13 protein-coding genes are annotated in these 21,874 nt (G+C 64.5%); 5 read left to right on the top strand and 8 right to left on the bottom strand.

Going from position 1 to position 21,874, the window contains the following annotated elements; translation table 11 throughout:
* Positions 1 to 265 precede the first annotated feature (265 nt).
* The 3 genes from BP26_RS0104640 to BP26_RS0104650 are packed head-to-tail and all read left to right on the top strand — an operon-like array spanning position 266 to position 3,574.
* Complete coding sequence (locus BP26_RS0104640) at positions 266 to 1,981, top strand: PAS domain-containing hybrid sensor histidine kinase/response regulator (RefSeq protein WP_051748308.1); 1,716 nt, start codon at positions 266 to 268, stop codon at positions 1,979 to 1,981.
* On the top strand, positions 1,978 to 2,817 hold the full coding sequence (locus BP26_RS0104645; protein WP_029919412.1) for a response regulator: 840 nt from the start codon (positions 1,978 to 1,980) through the stop codon (positions 2,815 to 2,817). Before BP26_RS0104640 ends, BP26_RS0104645 begins: the two co-directional genes overlap by 4 nt.
* Positions 2,818 to 2,842: 25 nt before the next feature.
* Entirely contained in the window at positions 2,843 to 3,574 is a 732-nt protein-coding gene (locus BP26_RS0104650; RefSeq protein ID WP_029919413.1) for a Crp/Fnr family transcriptional regulator, read from the top strand.
* 319 nt (positions 3,575 to 3,893) lie between these two features.
* Here BP26_RS0104650 and BP26_RS0104655 read toward each other — a convergent pair whose 3' ends face one another.
* The 7 genes from BP26_RS0104655 to BP26_RS0104685 form a co-directional block, all read right to left on the bottom strand.
* Positions 3,894 to 4,406 carry an SRPBCC family protein gene (locus BP26_RS0104655; protein ID WP_029919414.1) on the bottom strand — a complete coding sequence of 171 codons (513 nt, stop codon included), beginning with the start codon at positions 4,404 to 4,406 and terminating at the stop codon, positions 3,894 to 3,896.
* Positions 4,378 to 4,752 (bottom strand): ArsR/SmtB family transcription factor, encoded by a 375-nt coding sequence (locus BP26_RS0104660; RefSeq protein ID WP_211254827.1) that lies wholly within the window; start codon positions 4,750 to 4,752, stop codon positions 4,378 to 4,380. Before BP26_RS0104660 ends, BP26_RS0104655 begins: the two co-directional genes overlap by 29 nt.
* Before the next feature lie 495 nt (positions 4,753 to 5,247).
* Positions 5,248 to 6,861, bottom strand: a complete 1,614-nt coding sequence (locus BP26_RS0104665; protein ID WP_029919416.1) for a sensor domain-containing diguanylate cyclase — start codon at positions 6,859 to 6,861, stop codon at positions 5,248 to 5,250.
* Between the two features lies 1 nt (position 6,862).
* Complete coding sequence (locus BP26_RS0104670; RefSeq protein WP_157572359.1) at positions 6,863 to 7,297, bottom strand: hypothetical protein; 435 nt, start codon at positions 7,295 to 7,297, stop codon at positions 6,863 to 6,865.
* Positions 7,298 to 7,299: 2 nt separating this feature from the next.
* Positions 7,300 to 8,688: a hypothetical protein gene (locus tag BP26_RS0104675; RefSeq protein WP_157572360.1), complete on the bottom strand. Its 1,389-nt coding sequence runs from the start codon at positions 8,686 to 8,688 to the stop codon at positions 7,300 to 7,302.
* Between the two features lie 149 nt (positions 8,689 to 8,837).
* The gene (locus BP26_RS27320; protein ID WP_051748313.1) at positions 8,838 to 13,073 is read right to left on the bottom strand and encodes a PAS domain S-box protein; all 4,236 of its coding nucleotides are present in this window, start codon (positions 13,071 to 13,073) and stop codon (positions 8,838 to 8,840) included.
* 547 nt (positions 13,074 to 13,620) lie between these two features.
* Positions 13,621 to 15,171 (bottom strand): ShlB/FhaC/HecB family hemolysin secretion/activation protein, encoded by a 1,551-nt coding sequence (locus BP26_RS0104685; protein WP_029919420.1) that lies wholly within the window; start codon positions 15,169 to 15,171, stop codon positions 13,621 to 13,623.
* Positions 15,172 to 15,537: 366 nt separating this feature from the next.
* Between BP26_RS0104685 and BP26_RS0104690 the strand changes: the two genes are divergently transcribed.
* Positions 15,538 to 16,110 carry a hypothetical protein gene (locus BP26_RS0104690; RefSeq protein WP_157572361.1) on the top strand — a complete coding sequence of 191 codons (573 nt, stop codon included), beginning with the start codon at positions 15,538 to 15,540 and terminating at the stop codon, positions 16,108 to 16,110.
* Between the two features lie 315 nt (positions 16,111 to 16,425).
* Here BP26_RS0104690 and BP26_RS30845 read toward each other — a convergent pair whose 3' ends face one another.
* Positions 16,426 to 17,943, bottom strand: coding sequence for an ATP-binding protein (locus BP26_RS30845; RefSeq protein WP_051748314.1), 1,518 nt, complete (start codon positions 17,941 to 17,943; stop codon positions 16,426 to 16,428).
* A 449-nt stretch (positions 17,944 to 18,392) separates the two neighbouring features.
* Between BP26_RS30845 and BP26_RS0104705 the strand changes: the two genes are divergently transcribed.
* On the top strand, positions 18,393 to 21,872 hold the full coding sequence (locus tag BP26_RS0104705) for a response regulator (RefSeq protein ID WP_029919423.1): 3,480 nt from the start codon (positions 18,393 to 18,395) through the stop codon (positions 21,870 to 21,872).
* Positions 21,873 to 21,874 lie beyond the last annotated feature (2 nt).

Consider the following 21,874-nt stretch of genomic DNA (forward strand, 5'->3'; position numbering starts at 1 on the left):
CTAATACCCGGTAGGGCGGCCCCAATCATGTAAAAACCGCCACATTTCGCCGCCCTATGTGTCCTTCCGTACGGACGATGCCCGCCGCGTACGCGATAGTCGCTCCCACAACCCGGTTCGGAGCGGTGCACGCCCCTTCAGGTTGCGAATCGTTGGCAGCTTTTCCGGGAACGGCCTTGCTCAGCAGCCGTCCCCGCGCTCCCCCGCAAGCCAGTCCGCGGCCCCTCGCTGCCACAGCGCTGTACGTGTTTCACCAGGACCGGCCATGTCAGATAAAGCAAGCATCCCCGCCATTTCCGAAGAGGCTGGCAAGACGGAAGGCCTCACCGAGGTGCGCCGGCAGGAGGCGCTGCTCAAGACCGGCGCCTTGCAGAACGCCATCCTCACCAGCGCCAACTTCTCCATCATCGCCACCGACGAGAAGGGCATCATCCAGCTCTTCAATGTCGGCGCCGAGCGCATGCTCGGCTACCAGGCCGTCGAAGTCGTCAACAAGATCAGCCCCAGCGACATCCACGACCCGCAGGAAGTGATCGAGCGCGCCCGCGCCCTCAGCCTGGAACTGGCCACCACCATCACCCCTGGCTTCCAGGCCCTGGCTTTCAAGGCCTCGCGCGGCATCGAGGACAGCTATGAGCTGACCTACATCTGCAAGGACGGCAGCCGCTTCCCCGCCATCGTCTCCATCACCGCCCTGCGCGACGACTATGGCGACATCATCGGCTACCTGCTGATCGGCGCCGACAACTCCATCCGCAAACAGGTGGAGCTGGAGCTGCACAACGCCATGGCCGTCGCCGAAAAGGCCAACCTGGCCAAGTCGGATTTCCTCTCCAGCATGAGCCACGAGCTGCGCACCCCGCTCAGCGCCATCCTCGGCTTCGCCCAGCTGATGGAGTCCGGCACGCCGCCGCCCACGGTGTCGCAGAAGCGCAGTATCGAGCAGATCCTCAAGGGCGGCTGGTACCTGCTCGACCTGATCAACGAAATCCTCGATCTCGCCGTGATCGAATCCGGCAAGCTGTCCCTCTCGCTCGAGCCCATCTCCCTGCCCGAAGTGATGCAGGAATGCCGCGCCATGATCGAGCCGCAGGCGCAGAAGCGCGGCATCGGCATCAGCTTCCCCCGTTTCGAAATGCCCTGCTTCGTCAAGGCCGACCGCACCCGCGTCAAGCAGGTGCTGATCAACCTGCTGTCCAATGCCATCAAGTACAACGCGGCGGGCGGGGCGGTGGTGGTGGAATACGCCGCCAGCACAGCGCAGCGCATGCGCATCTCCGTGCGCGACAGCGGCCAGGGACTCACTGCGGAGCAATTGTCGCAGCTGTTCCAGCCGTTCAACCGTCTCGGCCAGGAGAGCAGCCTCGAAGAAGGCACCGGCATCGGCCTGGTGGTGTCCAAGCGCCTGCTCGAACTGATGGGCGGCGCCATCGGCGTGGAAAGCACCGTCGGCGAGGGCAGCGTGTTCTGGCTCGAGCTGAATCTCACCGAGGAGCGCATCGCGGTGGTTGCGGCGATCGAGCCGGCGGCAATACCTCAGGCACAGGCTGGCGTGAAGCAGAGCACCGTTCTCTATGTCGAGGACAACCCCGCCAACCTGATGCTGGTCGAAGACCTCATCGCGCGCCGGCCGGACATCCGCCTGCTCAGCGCGCGTGACGGCATCAGCGGCATCGAGATCGCGCGCGCCGCATTGCCCGACGTGATCCTGATGGACATCAACCTGCCCGGCATCAGCGGTATCCAGGCGCTGCGCATCCTCGGCGACGGTCCAGTAACCGCGCACATCCCGGTAGTGGCGGTCAGTGCCAACGCCATTCCCCGCGATATCGAGAAAGGCCTGGAAGCCGGCTTCTTCCGTTACCTGACCAAGCCGATCAAGGTCAACGAATTCATGGATACGCTGGATGTGGCGCTGAAGTTCGCCAAAGCCGGAGCGGCTCCAATCAACGACACGATCAAGGACGAAGGAAGAGCATGATCAACGCAGTGGAAGTTCTCGACGCCCGCATCCTCATCGTCGACGACCAGGAATCCAATGTGGCCCTGCTGGAACAGCTGCTGGGCGATGCCGGTTACACCCGCGTCAGTTCCACCACGGATCCCGCCGAGGTCTGCGCCCTGCATCGCAAAAACGCCTACGACCTGATCCTGCTCGACCTGCAAATGCCGCTCATGGACGGCTTCCAGGTCATGGCCGGCCTCAGGACCAACGACGCCGACGGCTATCTGCCGGTCATCGTCCTCACCGCCCAGCCCGGCCACAAGCTGCGCGCGCTGGAGGCCGGCGCCAAGGACTTCATCAGCAAGCCCTTCGACCTGGTGGAGGTGAAGACGCGCATCCACAACATGCTCGAAGTGCGTCTGCTCTACCGCAAGCTCGAGGACTACAGCAAGACCCTGGAGCTGGCCGTGCGCGAACGCACCGCCGAGCTGCGCGAGAGCGAGGCCCGCTACCGCAGCCTCACCGAGCTGGCCTCCGACTGGTACTGGGAGCAGGACGAGAGCGGCGCCTTCACCAAGGTCTCCGGCCCGGTGCTGGACATGCTCGGCATCCAGGTCGATTCCCTGGCGGATGCCAAGGCCGTCAAGGGTGGAAAGTCCGGCGCGGTGATGAGCGGCTGGAACGCGGCGGAACGGGAAGCGCTGCTGGCCATGATCGCCGCGCGCCAGCCCTTCCTGGATTTCCTGGTCAACCGCGATCATGCCGACGGCACGCAGCGCAGGTTCCGCGTCAGCGGCGAGCCCATGTTCAGCCAGTCCTGCCGCTTCATCGGCTACCGCGGCATCGGCGTGGAAATCACCGTCAAGCATTAGCACGCACGATTCCAGGACAACCACCATGCCCCACAGCCCCAATCAAAACCATCTCCTCGCCGCCCTGCCGCCGGAGGAATTCGGGCGCCTGCTGCCGCATCTGGAACTGGTGCCGATGCTGCTCGGCGAAGTCCTGCACGAGCCCGGCATTCAGGTGCGCTACGTCCACTTTCCCACCACCGCCATCGTCTCGATGCTCTACATCCTGGAATCCGGCATCTCCGCCGAGATCGCCAGCGTCGGCAACGAGGGCATCCTCGGCATCTCCACCTTCATGGGCGGCGAGACCACGCCCATCACCGCCGTCGTTCAGACCGCCGGTCACGGCTACCGCCTGCAAGGCAGGCTGCTCAAGGAAGAATTCGACCGCGGCGGCATGGTGCGGCACCTGCTGCTGCGCTATACCCAGGCCCTGTCCACCCACATCTTCCAGACCGCCGCCTGCAACCGCTTTCACTCCATCGAGCAGCAGCTCTGCCGCTGGCTGCTGGCCACGCTCGACCGCCTGCCGACCGGCGAACTGGTGATGACGCAGGAGCTGGTCGCCAACGCCCTCGGCGTGCGCCGCGAGGGCATCACCGAGGCCGCCGGCAACCTCCAGCGCGACGGCATCATCAGCTACCGCCGTGGCCATATCTCGGTGCTGGAGCGCGCCGGATTGGAAAAGCGTTCCTGCGAATGCTACGCCGTGGTGCGCCAGGAGTCGGGCCGCCTGCTGTCGGACATCCGCCATCGTCAGGGTGCGGCAGCCGTCTAGCGCAGGTGCCGGTTGGGCCCGCCGCCAAATCGTCCCGGCGCCGACGTCCCTGTGATCAAACTGACAGGCTGGTGTCGGTCCAATCCGGCCTGTCGCCGGTGACCGCTATCGGGCATGCGATTGAAGCTTCAGGCACAGCTCAAATAAGTCATGCAGCGTATATCCGCAGACTGGGCATTAATCTCGACGGAGGGCGGAATGTGGAATGTCCCCTGCCTGCAAGGTAAGGAGCCAACGTGGCACGGTCGGAATTTGGATGCCCTGGCCTGCCTTTACGTAAGCTTTAGTCGCTCGCATATGACGATCATCAAGCTCCGGCTCATCCGTTCGTCTTTACCAGCCCCGTGACAACGTCAGCTAGTTTTTCGAGTATCTGGTTCCAGCCTTCGAGTTGACCGCTCTCTCTCGCGCTCTCCATGGGCTCATTTCCAATCTGCGTGAGCTTTGTCCTGCCATCACCGAGATCTTCAAACAGGGTCACATCGAATGCCCCGTCGATGGCCTCATGTTCTATGCCCACTTCTTCCGCCTCCATCTTGTTGCCCTCCGCGTCCGAAAAGTACATGGAGGACACGATCTTCTCGAGCGGCACAATCTCGTGATATTCAATGGCGTTCCAGAACTCTTGTCCATCCCGTGTCTTCATGCAGAAGAGAGATTTTCCTCCAACGCGAAAATCCATCCGGCAGACCGGCGCAGTAAAATCCTTCGGCCCCCACCACTGCATCACGTACTTCGGCTCTGTCCACGCCTTCCACACCAACTCGCGTGGGGCATCAAAAACTCTCGTAACGACCATCCGCTCAACTTCGCTTGCCGCGTTTTCTTTCATCTCTTGCCTCCTCTTTCTTCATCTGATTGACGACCAGTTCCAGTTTGTCGAAGCTCTCTTCCCAGAACCGGCGGTAGCGGACCGCCCAATCGCTGACGGTCTTAATCGCTTCCGGCCGAAGCGTGCATACGCTCTCGCGTCCGCGCTTCGTCTTGATCACAATTCGTGCCCGAACCAGATAGGCAATATGTTTTGAAATCATCTGCTGCGACAGCGCAAACGGCTCCGTCAGTCCACGCACCGAGGCAGGCCCGTGAGAGAGCCGTTCGATCATCGCCCGGCGCGTCGGATCAGACAGAGCCGCAAAGGTTGTATCTAATCTATCCACTACCATAGGGTAGTGCATTTGTGCTCGATGTCAACCTTGTAATTTCGCATTCCAAGACATCTGGTTGCCGATCTTCCTTTACCCGAACCCTCTGACAGGTCACTACATTCTCTAAGAGCCTGTAACAGAATGAATCGCAACCCTTCGGGACGGGGCCATTTTTGCGCAGTGCTGCGCCGGCCAGAGCGCACCATGGACTCACCATGCCGCACTCTGTCCGACTTGCACTGCGCAAAAATGACCGCCGTCGCAGGCGCGATTCATTCTGTTACAGGCTCTAAGTATCTCCTCGACTTTTAGGGCTTCCCACAGCCCAGCCATCCGCTCTGCGCGTGCCCGTCGGACTGGGTTCGCCTGGACGGAACATGGGTCTCGAACTGTGCCCAGTAGAGTCTCCGAACATTCCTATGCGCATAGTCCTCAACGAACGTGTGCAGTTTGCAATCCGCGTGGATTCATACACCAACCGCCGCATCGGGGGTGGGTGTTTGGCCTGGAAAGGGACAACGAACTCTACACAGCCACCGCAAAGGCGTTTTTGCCGTTGCGCTTCACCGCATACATGGCGGCGTCGGCTGCGATAATGAGTCCCGCTGATGAGTCGCCGTGGTGTGGAAAGCCGGCGATGCCGATGCTGCAGCCGAGTTGCACCGATTGTCCAGCGCCCAGCTCAATCGGCTGACTTACCACCGCCAGCAGTTTTGCGGCGATTTCGCTCGCGACTTGATCCTCGACACCGCATCTGTTGAGCATGACTATGAATTCGTCGCCGCCGATGCGCCCGACCAGGTCCGATGAGCGCACGGTGGCCTGCATGCGGCGCGCACATTCCTGCAGCACGATGTCGCCGGCCTGATGGCCGCGCGTGTCGTTGACGCTCTTGAAGCCGTCCAGATCGACGTACAGCAGGGTGAGCTTGTAGTCGTGCGCCTTGGCGGTGTTCAAGGCATGTTCGATGGCCGCTTCCGTGGCCGCGCGATTCGCCAGACCGGTCAGCGTGTCGTGCTCCGCCTGGTGTTGCACCAAGTCCTCCTGGCGCCTGCGTTCCGTGATGTCGTAGATAACGCCTTCGGTGGTGTCGGTATGTTCCGCGTCGGCGTTCCGCTCACGTTCTCCTTGAACCGAGATCAGGCAGTGCACCCAGTGCGCGGGCGCGGCGTCACTCTGCAGCAACTCGAGATCGGCCGAAACAGTCTGGCCGCTGCGCGCCGATTGTTCGATCATGTTTCGCGCCCGATTCGGGCGGGCAAACACGCGCCGGATGAAGTCCTCGTTCTGCAACTTCTTGAACTCGCCGGCCGGGGTGCCGATGATCTTGAGTACGGTGGGATTGGCATTGATCAGGCGGCCCTGTCGATCCAGCACGAAAATGCCGGCGCTGGTGGAATCGAAGATCTTTCGGTACTGTGCCTCCATGGCGGTCACTTCTTCGCGGAGCCGGCGTTCCTGCTGCAGCGCGATCTCGTTTGAATTCAGCACCGCGTTGGCTCCGCTCACCAGGGTTCCGATCTCGTCGTCGGCGTGGCTTGCCGGAACCAGCAACCGCATGGAAGTTCCCGGACTCATCCTGTGCAACTCATTCGCCAGTTTGACGATCGGCCGGGAAATATAGAACTGGGCAGTGGCGTAGAGGATGACGGAGATCATCACCACCATAGATGCCATGAATGCGACCAGGGTCAGCGCTTCGTGTCGTGCGCTTGCTTCCAGCTCGGCCCGGTTCGCTTCGATGCGCAGCGAGCCGACCGGCTGGTTTGCGGCGAATGGGGAGGTGAGCTCGCGCTCCACCACAACCGCCGGGGGGGCGCCGCGGCCCGACGGTTCACCGTGGCTGGCGACAGTGCCGGCCGATGTTTTGATTTCGACCCTTGAGACCAGGCTGTTTCGCCCCAGACCGTCCACTACGTCCTGCAGAAGCAGCTGGTCCGAGGTGTAGGCGGCAACGGCGGCGGTCGTCTCAACCGCGTTGACCAGGTCGCCGAGCAGTACGCGATCATTGGCGATGGCGCGGTCATGGACGATGGTGTAGATCAACGGCGCGGCAATGGCGGCGAACAGCGCCGCAGCCAGGACGATCAGCAGCGTGAATCGCGCCTGCAGGCTGCGGAATGGGAGGTTGAGCGCCATATCAATCCGGTGTCTTCAGCACCAGGACAACACGAACATTCTGGTCGGTCGGCTGCCGGCTGAGATAACCGATCGCGCTCGGGTTGCGGCCGACGACGGCCAGCATTTCGTCTTCGCTGGGCAGGTGCTGCGGCGGCAGCGTCTGTCCGGTGAACATCAGGCGTGCCCAGTAGCTGCCGAGCTGCGCTGCCGACATCCCCGTCAATGTGCGGTAGAACGCCGCATATGCGACGCCGTCGCGCGGCAGATCGAAACACAGCGCATAGTCTCCGTTGGAGAAACTGTGGGTATGCCCCATGTACAGGTCCTGCACTTCCTGTTGCTTCAGACTGTGCACCGGACTGGATTTGTTGACGATGACATAGATGTCCGCCCGCGCGCAGGCACTGCCCAATGTCAGCAACCCGGCGATCAGTGTGTTCGTCAGGGAGGGCACGGTCAGAAGACGAAGTCGATCGTGGCCGAAAAGATATTGGCGTATGCCGCAGCCGTCGTGCCATCGCCCCACAGCCCGGCGCCGTTGGCGTAGACGTGGTAGTAATCCCATTGCAGCTTCAGCGCCGTTCGCGCGCTGAAATCCCAGCGCAGGCCCAGCGCCACGGAGCGCTGGTTCTGCAAGGTTGCGTTGATGTCTATGGCTGAGAGCGTTCCGACCTGCTGGAGCGCTTGCGCGTCGGGCGCTCCGATCAGCGGCGTCAGCGCAGCCGCCCAATCGGTGGGGGCGCTCAACGGCCGGCTGCGCGGCCAGACGCGGCTGGCCATGACGAAGGGCGTGAACGACCGGATTCGATACCCCAGGCTGGCGTAGCTCCGGATGGCGTGCTCCGGAAAGATGTCGCCGCTGACGTAGCTGGCTTCGGCTTGGGCCGTCCAGGGGTTGTGATCATAGGCCAGGGCCAGGCCGAAGTAACGCGACCAGGCTCCCGTTGGAGCCTCCTGCTGAACCAGCTGCCGCTCTTCCGCCACTACCTGCGCCGGCAGCTGCGGTGCCAGCATCTCGATCGGGCTCAAGGCCTGGATCGCCTGGTTGGCCTGGGCGGATCGCGAAACGCTCACCCGTGAGATTGCGTAACTCAGTTTGGCCGTAAAGCCGTTGGATTCGCGTGACACCGTCACACCGGTGAAGTCCTGGGCGCGCAATTTGATCGGGTCGTCGCCTGGCGGCGAAGGCAGGGTTGATCCGGCGTAGCCATACAGCGCTTTGGCTCGCCAAGTCGCCGCGCCCCCTGCCCAGATCTTGGTCAGGTCGATACCGTCGATGGAATGCATCGGGAACCAGCCGTAGAATTCCACGCTGGGGCGGACCCAGGGATAGGCGAAGCCCACGTCGCGGTAGTCCGCAAGCAGGAAAACGTCCGGACTGGTCCGCCCCAGGCGGATCTTCAAATCCGCTGCCGGCTCGTAAGAAACAAAGGCCCACTGCAGCATGTCGGACACCGGGGTGTCCTGTTCACGCTGCTTGGCTACGACTTGTCCCAGCAGTTCCCATTGTGGCGAGGGCATATAGTTGGCTTGCAGCCCGATACGCGAGTCGATCAGCATATTGGCATATCCGCCCGCGTCGTTGGGCTGGTCCGAATCGCGACGAAAATGCCAGGGCTGGGTGATCTCCGATGCTAGCGAGCCCACGGTTCCGAAGCCGTTGAACTGCACGGCCCGAACCGCGCCTTCATTCTCCGCGGCCGGCGCTGGGGATCCCCACAACGACGCCGCAATGCCAAGCAAGGAAATCAGGCCAATGCCGACCAGGCCGCGGTGCTGGGTCGCAGCCTGCGCGGCGAATGGATCGGCGTTGGACAAGTTCCGTCCACCCCTTTTCTTCGACATGGCTGAAGCCTCCATCACCCCATGCTTCCGCACCGAATGTCCGGCCGAACACCGGTCCTTTTCCAGAGCGCGGATGGCGCCAAGGTCAGCCCACCCGCGGGCGGAGCCGCTGTCCAGCACAGGTCCCAGGGACGGCCGACGCATGGCGCTCATGTTGAAGCCGGCCCGGAGCCGGTCCATTTCGAGGCCATCGACTTATTGAGGAACGCCTGGACCTCCGATGCCGGTAGTGCCTTGCTGAAAAGGAAGCCCTGCATCTCGTCGCACTTGAGCAGACGCATGAGCCTGGCCTGCTCCTCGGTTTCGATGCCCTCGGCGATGGTGAGCAGACCGAGGTCGCGGCCGAGCGCGATGATGCTCGTGACGATGCTCATGTCCTCCGGGCTGCTCGTCATGTCGACGATGAAGGAATGGTCGACTTTCAACGCGTCGAGCGGGAGCTTGCTGATGTAGCGCAGCGACGAATAGCCGGTGCCGAAGTCGTCGACGACGATCCGCATGCCGAGCCTCTTTGCGGCGGAGAGCTTTTCGATGTTGTCTTGGACGTCCCGCATGATCACGCTTTCGGTGATTTCCAGGTCGAGCCCGCACTCTGCAACCGGCGTCGGGCCCAGCGCCGCGCGAAGCCTCGCGACGAAGTCCTTGCTGCGCAGCTGGAGCGCCGACACGTTCACGGCGATGCGCGGTGCCGGGAGCCCGGCGCTGCGCCATACCGCGTGCTGGCGAGCGGCTTCGCGCAGCGCCCATTCGCCCACGGGGAGAATCAGCCCCGTTTCCTCCAGCAGCGGGATGAAGTGCAGCGGCAGCAGCAGTTCTCCGTCGGGGCGCTGCCAACGGATCAGCGCCTCGAGGGACGTCACCGCTCCGGTAACGGTGTCGACCTTGGGCTGATAGTGCAGCACGAACTCCTCGGCATCGACGGCGCGCCGCAGCTGACTTTCCAGGTTCAGCTTCTCGGAGACATGCGCGTTCATCTCCGGCGAGTAGAACAGGGCTTCCACGCCTTCCTCCCTCGCCTTCCCGAGCGCGGCCTCCGCATTGCGGAGAAGGCCCTCGGCGTCCGCGGCATCGTTCGGGAACACGGCGATTCCCGTGCGCCCCACTAGGCGCAGCTCGTTGCGTTCCACGACGAGCGGCTTGGCAAAACACGCATCAAGGCTCCGTTTCGCTTTCTCCATCGCCCCACTCGCATCTGCAATGTTCTTCGCGACGAATGCGAATACGTCCGTGCCGATGCGTGCGGGGCTCGATTCCTCGCCTGCGCTTGCCGCGAGGCGCCCGGCCAGCTCCTTCAGCACCATGTCGCCGACCTGGCGACCGAAGGTTTCGTTGACGTTGTGGAAACGCTGTACATCGATGAGCACCAGTGCGGAGCGTTCGCCGATCGCGGCGGCGTGCCGGAGGTACTGCTGCAAACGCTCGACGAACAGCGCGCGGTTGGGCAGCCCGGTCTGTACATCGTAGTAGGCGAGATAGGCGACCTTGTCGGCCTTCGACATGTAGTCGAGGGCGAACGACACGTTCCCGGCCAGCTCGACCAGCAGGCGCAGCTCCTCGTCATCGAAAGCCCCTGGTTCGGCGGCATACAACGCCACTACGCCGAGCGCCTGGCCTCCCTGCAGGAGCGGCAGCATGGCGAGCGATTTGACACCGCGCTCTGCGAGCTCTTTGCGCATGCTCCGCTGAGGGTCGTTGAGGACGTCGTTCGAGATCAATGGACGTTTTTCGTAGACCGCGCGTCCCGGCAGCCCGGTGTTTCCGGCCACCGTTGCCAGCCTGTCAGCCGGGATTGCGTCGAGAAAACCGCGCACATCCGCGCCTGCCCAGCCTTCGGGGCGCACCAGCTTCGTCTCGCGGTCCACGCGCCCGGCCCAGGCCATGACGAAGCCGCCCGCTTCCACGGCGATACGCGAGGCCTCGCGAAACAGCTCGATGGGATCGCGAATGCGCACAATTAGGCCATTGATGCTGCTGAGCACGGCGTAGACCCGGTTCAGGCGCCGGATCTTCTTGTCCGCGCGCCTGGACTCGGTGACGTCGCGGAACGACCAGATACGGCCGTAGCAGTGGCCGTCGGCGTCCACTACCGGCGCCGAGTAGCGGTCGAGGATGGTGCCGTCCTTCAACCGGATTTCCATAAGGCTCTTTTCCTGTGGGTGCGTGTAAAGATCACGCACGCCCTCCGCGAAAGCCTCGGGATCGACGGTTGCATTCATGACGTACGCGACTTGGCGCGTGTCGTCGGTGGCGTCCGCCAATTCCGGCGGAATCTTCCAAAGTTCTACGCAGCGTTGATTCTGGAAGATCTTGTGGCCGTTGGCATCCACAACCAGGATGCCCTCGAGGGTCGACTCCGCGAGCGCCTGCAGGAAGGCATTTTTCCACAGCAATACGGACTCGTTCTCCTTGCGCTCGGTGACGTCCCGCGCATTCAGGACGATCCCGTTGACGGCCGGATCGGCCAGGGCGTTCTTCGCTACGCTCGCGAGCCAGATCCAATGGCCGTCCTTGTGCTTGTAGCGCGACTCGGTGGTGTGCACCTCGTCGCCCGGCTGCGCCACCATCGTGCCGAGGTCTTCCAGCATCCTGCCGACGTCGTCGGGGTGCATGATTTCGCTGAACCTGCGGCCCACGATCTCGTCGGGCCCATAGCCGCCAATGCGTGTCAGGGAAGGACTCGCGTAGCGCACGATCCCTTCGGCGTCCAGCACGACGATGAGGTCGCTCGAATTCTCGGTGAGGGCGCGGAACCGCGCATGGCTCTGGGCGAGCGCCTGCTCGGTATGCTTGCGTCGGCTGATGTCGAGCGCCGTGCCGCGCATGCCGACCATCCGCCCTTTGTCGTCCCGTACCGCCTTGCCGCGTGCAAGCACCCAGCCGTTGCTGCCGTCGGCACGCACCGTCTCTAGGTCGAGTTCGTACGGAATGTCCTCTTCCTCCGCCCGGCGCAGAGCCGCGGCCATGCGTTCGAAGCTTTCTTTGGTGTAAAGCCGCTGTTGCTCGGCGTACGTAGGCGCGGCCGCCCGGGGCGCCATGCCGAACATTTCGAAAATCTCGTCCGTCCATGTAACCTGCTGGGTGGCGCTGTCCAGGCGCCAACTGCCGAAGTGCGCCACGCGTTGCGCTTCGTGCAGTTCGCTCAATGCATCCCGGATCGCTTGCTCCGCCTGCTTGCGTTCCGTGATGTCGAGGCTGATACCGCTGGCGCGCAGTGGCGCGCCGTTCTGATTCCGGGTCACCTTGCCATGGCCTCGAAGCCAGCGCACGGCGCCGTCAGGCAGGCGAATGCGAAAGTCCTCGTCGAAACGATCCGATCTGCCCTCCAGCACTTCAAGCACCTTTGCCCGAAACCTGGCTTGGTCCTGCGGATGGACATGGTTGAACCACGCCGGAATGTCCGGATCCGGCTCGGTGTCGGGCAGGGCGTAAAGCTGCCGCATCCCCGGGTCCCAGATCAATTTCCGGGTCCGCAGATCGGCCTCCCACACGCCGACCCCGGCGCCTTCGGTCGCGGATTGCAGGCGCTCGTGCGCCGCCCGCAGGTCGCGCTGGGCTTTGTTACTCTCGGTGACGTCGCGCGAGCTCAAGACAAAGCCGTTGGTGCCGGGCGTATCCAGCAGGTTCCGCGCCACGGTTTCCATATCGCGGGCCGTTCCGTCCTTGCGCAGGAGGCGCAGTTCGAAGCGCAGCATCTCGCCCGGCCGGACGGCGAGCGTGGATATGGCGCTTCGGGCCGCCGCCCGGTCGTCCGGGTGTACCACTTCGAGAAGGTCGTGTCCTGTCACTTCCTGCGGCTCATAACCTCCCACCGCCCGGATTGCGGGGCTGATATAAATGATCGTGCCATCCGCACCGATGATGCCGATGACTTCCGAGACGTTCGCGACGAGGCTGCGCAGGCGCTGCTCGCTTTCTTTCAGCGCCTGCTCGATCTTGCGCCGCCCGCTGATATCGCGGATGTTGCACTGGTAGACGCGGTCCCCTGCGACGTCGTAGGCGTTGCTGACGAACTCGACCGCCAGCGCACTGCCGTCTTTGCACCGGAGCTTCAGGTCGTCGTAGCGGACATAGCCATGGGATGCGAGTTCGGCAAACGCCTCCTTCGAGGATTCCTGGTCCTTGAACAGGCCGATCTCCCACAGCCGCTTGCCCAGCAGCTCTTTCCGGCTGAAGCCAAGGCGACCGGTCAGGAACGGATTGACATCGACGATCGCGCCGGTCTGGCCGTCGAGTATCAGGATGCCGTCCTGCGCGGCTTCGAACAGGCGCCGGTAGCGCAGTTCGGAAGATTGAAGCGCCTGTTCCGCCGCCTTGCGCGCGCGAAGCCCAGGTCCGGCGGATAGCGCGCGGCGGATGGAAGGCCGGGGACGGCGGATACTCGTCATAAATACACTCCAGCACTCGCGGGCCGCCTGCAAAATCTCACAGCATGCTCCGCGACAACGGCCCCTCCGGCCAAGCCGCTCCTTTGGATAAGGATACGTGCTATCCGAGCTGCCGCATTGACGCAGGTCAACCAGTCACATCCGCCGCCGCAGCACGGCCAAAGAGCCTCCAGCGCACCACCTGCTCCTTGGTCGTTTAACATGGAGACCTTCAGATTCCGCATTGCCAGCTGCGATCCTGCTACCCGACTTTGCGGCGTGTCCTCAAGCTCGGGCAAGTATCTTCAGAATTCCTGATGGCTCGGCCTGTAAGCGGCCGCCGTTTGTCCGAAAGCTTGCTCATGGTCATGTCTTCGACCATGAGCGCCCACTGCCGGAGACAGGCAATAGCTTTACTCCCATAGCGTTCGGCTATCGATTTAGCACCAGCCACTGCTGCCGAAACCGGCGCCTTCAAGTCCGACAGCCGTATCACCGCCGCCGACATTCGCTAGGAAACCTGGATTCGATCGTCACCCCGGCGAAAGCCCGGGTCCGGTGCCTTATCTCAGTATTTGGCCGCGAGCTGGAAGAACACATATTTCTTCGCCAGCCCGTCCGGGCTGTTCTCGCCGCCATGGTCGTAAACCGATTGCGCCACCGAGAGCGTACCGGCCAGCCACTGCGTCAGGTGCATTTCCACGTCGGCACCCACGTCCGCCAGCGCCACCCGCGCGGTCGAGCCGTCCGGCGCGCCGTGCGAGCTGATCGCGGTGCCGTATTCGGCGAACAGGCGCGGCTTCAGCTGATGGCGCGCGATCCATGAATCGCCCGTGTCCTTCCACTCCGTGCTCAGACGCAGGTTGCCGCCGCGGTCGCCGACGCCGACACCCGTCTCATAAGCGTGCAGGGTGCCGGGGCCGCCGATGACGAACTGCTCCTGCTGCGGCAGCGTGCTGCCGCTGAGCTGGAAGTTGCCTTCGCCGGCGAAGGTCCAGTGCGGATTGATGGAATAGCGCACGCTGAACGAAGGCCGCACCAGCACGTAATCCTGGCTGGCCGCCGTCTCGGTCGAGGACGCCTGCCCCAGCCCGTGCCGCATGCCCAGCCCGAAGCGGATCTCGGCGCGCTGCTGATCGTGCTCGATGCGGTGCAGGTAGCTCAGGTCGGCGCCGACGCTGAAATAGCGTTCCGACAGCAGCCGCGTATCGTCCGCCTGGACCTTGATGGTCTGGTCGGAGTGATCGAGCGTGCCGGTGAAATTCAGCCGGTGCTGGAAGTCGGCATACAGCGGCACCAGCCAGCTCAGCGCCGCCGAGTCGAGCTTGCCGTCCAGCACGCCGCCTTCGACGTGCTGCTGGAAATCCGCGTAACGCCCTTGCAGCCCGAACACGCCGAAGGGGGTGACGCGCGACCAGCCCAGGTCGCCTTCGTGATAAGGCTCCGAGTGCGAGCCGCCCAGCCCGAGAAAGCGCGTGCTGACGGCACCGGCCACGCTCAGCTCGTCGCCGCTGGAGAACGAGTGGCGCAGGCCCGCATCGGCCAGGTAAGGGCCGGCATAGCGGTTGCCGTAATTGCTGAATTCGCCCACGGCCACCGTCTGGTGCCCCGTATCGGCCGGCTCGCCCAGGTCGAGCACCACTGCTTCGCCGCCGATCGGGCGCAGCTCGGGCTTGAAGCTCCGCCCGCCGCGCTCGCTCAAGGCATCGGCCAGGGTGCGGTCGTGTTCCAGGTCGCTCGCCGCCAGCCAGCTGGTGTTGACCAGGTTCTCGAAATAGCCGGCGATGGCGGGCGGCCCCCGCACCGAGCGCACATGGCCCGAAGTCACCCGCACGTACAGATCCTTGTCGCCCGATACCGCATAGCTCACCAACGTCGCCGGATAACCCGCCATGTAATGCAGATAGCCGATATCGCGAACCGCTTCCGACGGCGTCTCCGCCAGCGAGATCTGCTTTTGCAGGCGTTCCCGACTGACCACGCCGGCCTGGATCAGCGGTCCCGACAGGTGCACACGCACGCCGCGGAAATCAAGCAGCACTTCGTAAGGCGAGTACGCGCGGATTTCCTCGAGAGGTTCCGGCTGGGGGGTGATCGGGGGAGGCAGGGCGATGGCCATGTGGAGTGCGCCTCAGACCGAGTACGGCTGAATGGCGCGCGTACGTATACGCGCACGAATGATCTGCGGCATGGACAAGCTCCCTGAACTGAAATCTTCCTTGATCCGGCCCGAGCCCGATCAAGGGATCAGGCCTGCGCTGCGGTGTGTTGCACCGGTTGGACTCCGCTGATCCGCGGCAGGTTCCCCGCCCGCGCCGGCCGGTAGAGGCCGGCCCTGCCGTCGGTGAAACCGTCTGAACTTCGCCGGAAAACGGATAGTCGCAATAGTGAAGGGACCAGCTTCTCCCCCAGGACCGGTGCGGAGTCTCTTTGGATTCCCCAATCCAGCTCACGGAAGAGAAACCAATCTCAAGGAAGAGTAACCATGAAACCGATGAAAAAGCTGCTACTGATTACGACACTTGGCCTTTGTACTGCTCCCGCCATGGCTGCCGGTACGGCCCACCCACTGCTGGCCGGCGCCAAGGCGGCCAGCAGCAGCAACGCCGCGGCGGCCAACGTCCCGGACCTGCCGCTGCCTCCGCTTTCCCTGGAAAGCTCGCTGACCGTGCCGAGCTTCGGCAAGCAGGCCGATGGCACCACCAGGATCATCAACCTGCCGGCCATCGGCAAGCTCACCACCTATACGCAGAATGACGGCAAGGGTGACAGCGGCGGACGGGCCAAGGTCTCCACCCAGCTCGATATCGACCCGGACTCGACCAGGCAGGTGACCAGCCTGGCCGCCGATTACAGCGTGCCGCAGAAAGGCCAGCTCTCCAGCACCCTGGAATACAAGGGCAAGGGCTACGGCAAGGAAACCACGCTCGACCCGAAGACCACGACCGGTCCGCTGGGCGGCTCCTTCACCCGCTCCGTCAACAACCAGGGCAAAGATGGCTCGATCGACACCGTCCTGAGCTACACCACGCCGCCGCCCAAGAGCGGCAGCAACTAGCAGCGGCGATGAATGCCGGCCTCACCAGGCGGTAACCGCGGTTCACAGTGGTCGCTGTAGTGGTTGCGGTTGAGCGGTAAGGCTCTGATAGCGACTGTGGTGGCTGTGCGGCCGAACCGCGGCAGGAGGGGCGGAGTGCCAACCGGCGCTCCGCCCTTTCTCCACGCTTCAGGCGGGGCCGGCAACCGCTGCGCCAAGTACACGCTCACCGCATGCGTGCCAACAAAAACCCTTGGCACGCATGGCACGCATGATGAAAAACGGCGATGACTCCGAGGTAGGTCGGATCAAGCGAAGCGGATCCGACACGGCGCATCAAGCCGCCGCCAGCAACTTCTCCAAGGCCTCGAAGTCCACCGGCTTCACCAGGAATTTCTGGAATCCCGCCTGCAGCGAACGCTCCCGGTCGGCATCCTGCCCATACCCGGTCATCGCGATCAGCAGGGGCGGCGGCTCGAGCGCCAAATCCCCGATGTGCCCGGCCAGCTCGAACCCGTCCATCCCCGGCAACCCGAGGTCGAGCAGCACCACCTCCGGCCCGAATTCCTTCGACAGGGCGATGGCCGCGGCGCCGTCGTTGGCGGTGCGCACCTCGTGCCCCTGCAACTCCAGCAGCATGGCGAAGCTGGCGGTAATGTCGAGGTTGTCGTCCACCACCAGGATCTTTTTTGCCGTGGTCGTCGGCGCGGCGTCGGCATGGCCGTCGATTTTCGGTGGAGTCGCCGCTACCTCCGACGCCATCGCCGCCGCCGGTAGCCGTACCGTGAACAGGCTGCCGCGCCCGACGCCGTCGCTGTGCGCAGCGATGCTGCCGCCGTGCAGTTCGACCAGCCGCCTGGCCACGGTCAGGCCCAGCCCGAGTCCTCCCTGCGAGCGGTCCAGCGGGCGCTGTCCCTGGGAGAACAGCTCGAACACATGCGGCAGCAGGTCGGCGGCAATGCCGGCGCCGTTGTCGCGAACGCGGATCTCCACCTGGCGGCCGCCGTCTTCGGCCGCGAACTCGATGCGGCCATTGGGCGGCGTGTATTGCGCGGCGTTGATCAGGATATTGGCCATGACCTGGCACAGCCGCGTCATGTCTCCCGTCACGTAGAGGGAATTCGGCGGCAGGGAAATCAGCAGCGCATGGCCGCGCGCCTTCACCGTTGGCCGGGCGATTTCCGCCGCCGCCGCCATCAGGTCGGCCACGCGCACCGGCAGGCGGTTGAGCCGCACCCGGCCGCGGGTCACCCGGGAAGCATCGACCAGGTCGTCGACCAGGCGGGTCAGGTGCCGCACCTGTCGATTCATCGCCGCCAGCGGAATCTGCGCCTGCTGCGGCAGGCCGGGCAACAGCTCCAGCGCGCGGATGCTGCTGGCGATCGGCGCCAGCGGATTGCGCAGCTCGTGTCCCAGCATGGCCAGGAATTCATCCTGGCGATCATCCGGGCTGCGCACCGGAACCTTGTGCTCCCCAATCTCCTGAACAGGCGTTCCGGCATGGTCATCACTACCGCCGGAAGTCAGCCTGACCAGTACCAGCGCGGGCAAGCCCTCCTGTTGCAGCCGATACGCGGCGCCTTCCAGCCGCAGCCTGAGCAATCGGGCATCGGTGCCGTTGCATACCGCACCGTCGGGTGCGAAGCCATACGAAGCCGACCACGCGCCGATGGAGCGGGCCAGACTATCGCCTTCGCAATGGATGAACTGCGACAGGCGGCAGCCGGTGAGTTCGTTGCAGGAATGGCCCAGCAAGCCCGCCGCCGCCGGGTTGGCGGCATGCACCGTCCCGTCCACCGCCAGCAATAGCATGGCGTCGGGGATGAGGTCGGCGAGCTGGTGGAACCGTTCCAAAAGACGATCTCGTGGCTGGTGAGTGACACCGGCCGACCGCGCCAATACCAGGCCTGTCGATCCGGATGAAGGTTCGCTGTGCCGCGGGCCGACAAAATCCGGCCTTGTTGACCTTTGCTTTTGGAACGATGAAACCCCATGGAGTTCCGGAAACCACGCTGCGGCGGGCATTTTGGGGACATGCCCCGCAGGCTGTGCGCCCGGTATCCGAATCCGCTTTTCCGTGCCCGGAACCAAGTCCGGAACCCGCGATCCAAGCCGATCGGCCGTAGTAGCATTCCGCGGGATCGCCTCGGTATGGAGCGCCCGCGGATCCGCAACGTGGACCGGGGATCGGGGGAATCCGCACGGCTGATGGTATCCATCCTTGCGCCGGCCACGGTCATGGCCGACGCAAGGTGCTGTTGTTTTCGCGTTTTCGCTGACAGTGTTATCGACAAGGACGCTTGATGACCACGCAGTCGCCACTCTCCGCTCCCATCACCGCCCGCGGCCCCCGTGGCGGCCTGCCCCTGCCGCCGGGCACGCTCGCCGGCTTCGGCCTGGCCATCCTGGCGGTGGTGCTGATCGCCTTCTTCTCCTACCAGTCGCTGCAGAGCAGCACCCTCACCGCCGCCCGGGTGACCAATACCCTGGGCGTGCTGAAGCAACTGGACGGCCTGCTCTCCATCCTCAAGGACGCGGAGACCGGCCAGCGCGGCTTCCTGCTCACCGGCGAGGAGTCCTACCTGACGCCGTACACCAACGCCAAGGCCGCGCTCGACGATGAACTGGCCAGGACCCGCGCCCTCCTCGGCGACAGCCCGGGGCAATTGCAGCGGCTCGATGCGCTGACGCGCTTCGCCAACGACAAGATCAACGAATTGGGCGAAACCATCGACCTGAAGCGGGCGGGCAATGCGGGAGGCGCCCTGGCCATCGTCCGCTCCGATCGCGGCAAGGCGGCGATGGACCGCATCCGCGCACTCATCGCCGAGATGCAGGGCGCCGAGCGCAGCGAACTCGACCAGCGGCAGAAGGCCTGGCGTGAGGCCGACAACTTCTCCGTCGCGGTGACCTCCGGCGGCTCCGGCCTGCTGCTCCTGCTCATCATGGTGGCGGCCGGCATGGCCTCGCGCGACCACCGCGCGCGCGAAGCCCAGGTCTGGCTGCGCAGCGGCCAGATGGGCCTGAGCCTGCGCGTGCAGGGCGAGCAGCGCCTCGACCTGCTGGGCGAAAACGTCCTCGGCTTCCTCGCCGACTATCTCGATGCCCAGGTCGGCGCCGTCTATATCAATGAAGGCGGAGGGCGCTTCCGCCGTTTCGCCGGCTATGCCCTCCCGCCCGACGCGGGGAGCGAAGTGCTGCGCCCCGGCGAAGGCCTGCTCGGCCAGGCGGCAAAGGAAAACCGCACCCTGCACATCCGCGAGGTGCCGGCGGAATACCTGCCCATCGCATCCGGCGTCGGCCGCGGCAAGCCGCGCGAGCTGCTGGTGGCGCCGGCCAGCGTCGACGGTGTGGTCCATGCCGTGGTCGAGCTCGGCTTCTTCCACCGGCTGCGCAGCGAGGAGCGGGAACTGCTCGACCGCGTCTCCGAATCGCTCGGCGTGGCGGTGCGCGCGTCCAAGGACCGCACGCGCCTGGAAGAATTGCTGGAGGAAACCCAGCGCCAGGCCGAAGAGCTGCAGGCGCAGCAGGAAGAACTGAAGGTCAGCAACGAGGAACTGGAAGAGCAGGGCCACGCGTTGAAGGAATCGCAGGCGCGCCTGGAAGGGCAGCAGGCCGAGCTGGAGCAGACCAACTCGCAGCTCGAAGAACAGGCGCAGATGCTGGAGAGCCAGAAGGACGAACTGTCCCAGGCGCAGCAGGCGTTGACGCAGCGGGCGGAAGAGCTGGAGCGTTCCAACCAGTACAAGAACGAGTTCCTGGCCAACATGAGCCACGAACTGCGCACGCCGCTGAATTCCTCGCTGATCCTGGCCAAGCTGCTGGCCGACAACAAGGAAGGCAACCTGACCCTGGAGCAGGTGAAGTTCGCGCAGACCATCTCCTCCGCCGGCAACGACCTGCTGACCCTGATCAACGACATCCTCGACCTGTCCAAGATCGAGGCCGGCAAGGTGGAGCTGCAGCCCGAGCCGGTGCGCATCGCCCGCGCCGTCGACGAGATGCTCAAGACCTTCCAGCCGCTGGCGGAGCAGAAGGCGCTCGACTTCACCATCACCATCGAGCCGGGCACGCCGGAGCGGCTGGAAACCGATGCGCAGCGGCTCGGCCAGATCCTCAAGAACCTGCTGTCCAACGCGATGAAGTTCACCGACAAGGGCGCGGTCTCCCTGCGCGTGTTTGCGGGAGGGGCGGGCACGGTGTCGTTCGCGGTGCGCGACAGCGGCATCGGCATCGCGCCGCACCAGCAGGAGATCATCTTCGAAGCCTTCCGCCAGGCCGACGGCAGCACCCACCGCAAATACGGCGGCACCGGCCTGGGCCTGTCCATCTCGAAAGACCTGGCTTTGCTGCTCGGTGGCGACATCACCGTGCAGAGCAAGCCGGGCGAGGGCAGCGTGTTCACCCTGACTTTGCCGGTGACCTACGCCGCTGCCGCACCGGCCGCCGACGAGGCGGCGCCCGCGCCCGCTTCGCTTCCGTCGCCGCCGGACCGCACCGGCCACTACGCGCCGTTGCCCGCCTCGCCGCGGCCGGGTGCGCCGGCACTGATGCCGACCGCCACGGAAGACGACCGCGAGCAGCTGAACGCGGAGCGCCGCCTGGTGCTGGTGATCGAGGACGATGTGCGCTTCGCCATGATCCTGCGCGACCTCGCCCGCGAACTGGGCTTCCAGTGCGTGGTGACGCATACCGCCAACGAGGGCCTGGTGGCGGCAGGCAGCTACCGTCCCAGCGCCATCCTGCTCGACATGAACCTGCCGGATCACTCCGGCCTCGGTGTGCTCGACCAGCTCAAGCGCAATCCCCATACCCGCCATATCCCGGTGCATGTGATCTCGGTGGCGGACTACATGCAGGAAGCGATGGAGCTCGGCGCCGTGGGCTATGCCCTCAAGCCGGTCAAGCGCGAGCAACTGGTCGAAGCCTTCCAGCGGCTCGAGGCCAAATTCTCGCAGGCGCTGCGGCGCGTGCTGGTGGTGGAGGACGACGCGCGCCAGGGCGAGAGCATGCGCCAGCTGCTGGGCAGCGGCGACGTGCAGATCACCCTGGTGGAAAGCGCGGGCGCGGCCCTGGTCGAGTTGCAGGCCAACACCTTCGATTGCGTGGTGATGGACCTCAACCTGCCGGACCTGAGCGGCTACGAGCTGCTGGAAAAGATGGCCGGGCAGGACGAGGTCTCGTTCCCGCCGGTGATCGTCTACACCGGCCGCTCGCTGACCCGCGACGAGGAGCTGAAACTGCAGCGCTATTCCCGCGCCATCATCATCAAGGATGCGCGCTCGCCCGAGCGCCTGCTCGACGAGGTGACGCTGTTCATCCACCAGGTGGAGTCGAAGCTGCCGGCGGAAAGCCAGCGCATGCTCAAGGCGGCGCGCGCGCGCGAATCGACCATGGAAGGGCGGCGCATCCTGGTGGTGGAGGACGATGTGCGCAACATCTTCGCCCTGTCCAGCGTGTTCGAGCCCAAGGGGGCCAAGATCGAGATCGCGCGCAACGGCCGCGAGGCGATCGAGGCGCTGACGCGCAGCGCGGCGCAGCCGGACAAGGCCATCGACCTGGTGCTGATGGACATCATGATGCCGGAGATGGACGGCTTCACCGCCATGCGAGAGATCCGCAAGAACCCGGAGTGGAAGCGCCTGCCGATCATCGCCCTCACCGCCAAGGCGATGCGCGACGACCAGGAGAAATGCCTCGCCGCCGGTGCCAACGACTACATCGCCAAGCCGCTGGACGTGGAGAAACTGCTGTCCCTGGTACGCGTCTGGATGCCTAAATAATC

The organism is Nevskia soli DSM 19509, from assembly GCF_000711955.1.
GTDB classification, from domain to species: Bacteria; Pseudomonadota; Gammaproteobacteria; order Nevskiales; family Nevskiaceae; genus Nevskia; species Nevskia soli.

Bases quoted from the DNA above. Each gene is read 5' to 3' on its own strand.
- BP26_RS27320 (WP_051748313.1), bottom strand. From the start codon at position 13,073: ATGACGAGTATCCGCCGTCCCCGGCCTTCCATCCGCCGCGCGCTATCC.
- BP26_RS0104660 (WP_211254827.1), bottom strand. From the start codon at position 4,752: ATGCACTACCCTATGGTAGTGGATAGATTAGATACAACCTTTGCGGCT.
- BP26_RS0104705 (WP_029919423.1), top strand. From the start codon at position 18,393: ATGACCACGCAGTCGCCACTCTCCGCTCCCATCACCGCCCGCGGCCCC.
- BP26_RS0104650 (WP_029919413.1), top strand. From the start codon at position 2,843: ATGCCCCACAGCCCCAATCAAAACCATCTCCTCGCCGCCCTGCCGCCG.
- BP26_RS0104655 (WP_029919414.1), bottom strand. From the start codon at position 4,406: ATGAAAGAAAACGCGGCAAGCGAAGTTGAGCGGATGGTCGTTACGAGA.
- BP26_RS0104675 (WP_157572360.1), bottom strand. From the start codon at position 8,688: ATGTCGAAGAAAAGGGGTGGACGGAACTTGTCCAACGCCGATCCATTC.
- BP26_RS0104665 (WP_029919416.1), bottom strand. From the start codon at position 6,861: ATGGCGCTCAACCTCCCATTCCGCAGCCTGCAGGCGCGATTCACGCTG.
- BP26_RS0104645 (WP_029919412.1), top strand. From the start codon at position 1,978: ATGATCAACGCAGTGGAAGTTCTCGACGCCCGCATCCTCATCGTCGAC.
- BP26_RS0104690 (WP_157572361.1), top strand. From the start codon at position 15,538: ATGAAACCGATGAAAAAGCTGCTACTGATTACGACACTTGGCCTTTGT.
- BP26_RS0104640 (WP_051748308.1), top strand. From the start codon at position 266: ATGTCAGATAAAGCAAGCATCCCCGCCATTTCCGAAGAGGCTGGCAAG.
- BP26_RS0104685 (WP_029919420.1), bottom strand. From the start codon at position 15,171: ATGGCCATCGCCCTGCCTCCCCCGATCACCCCCCAGCCGGAACCTCTC.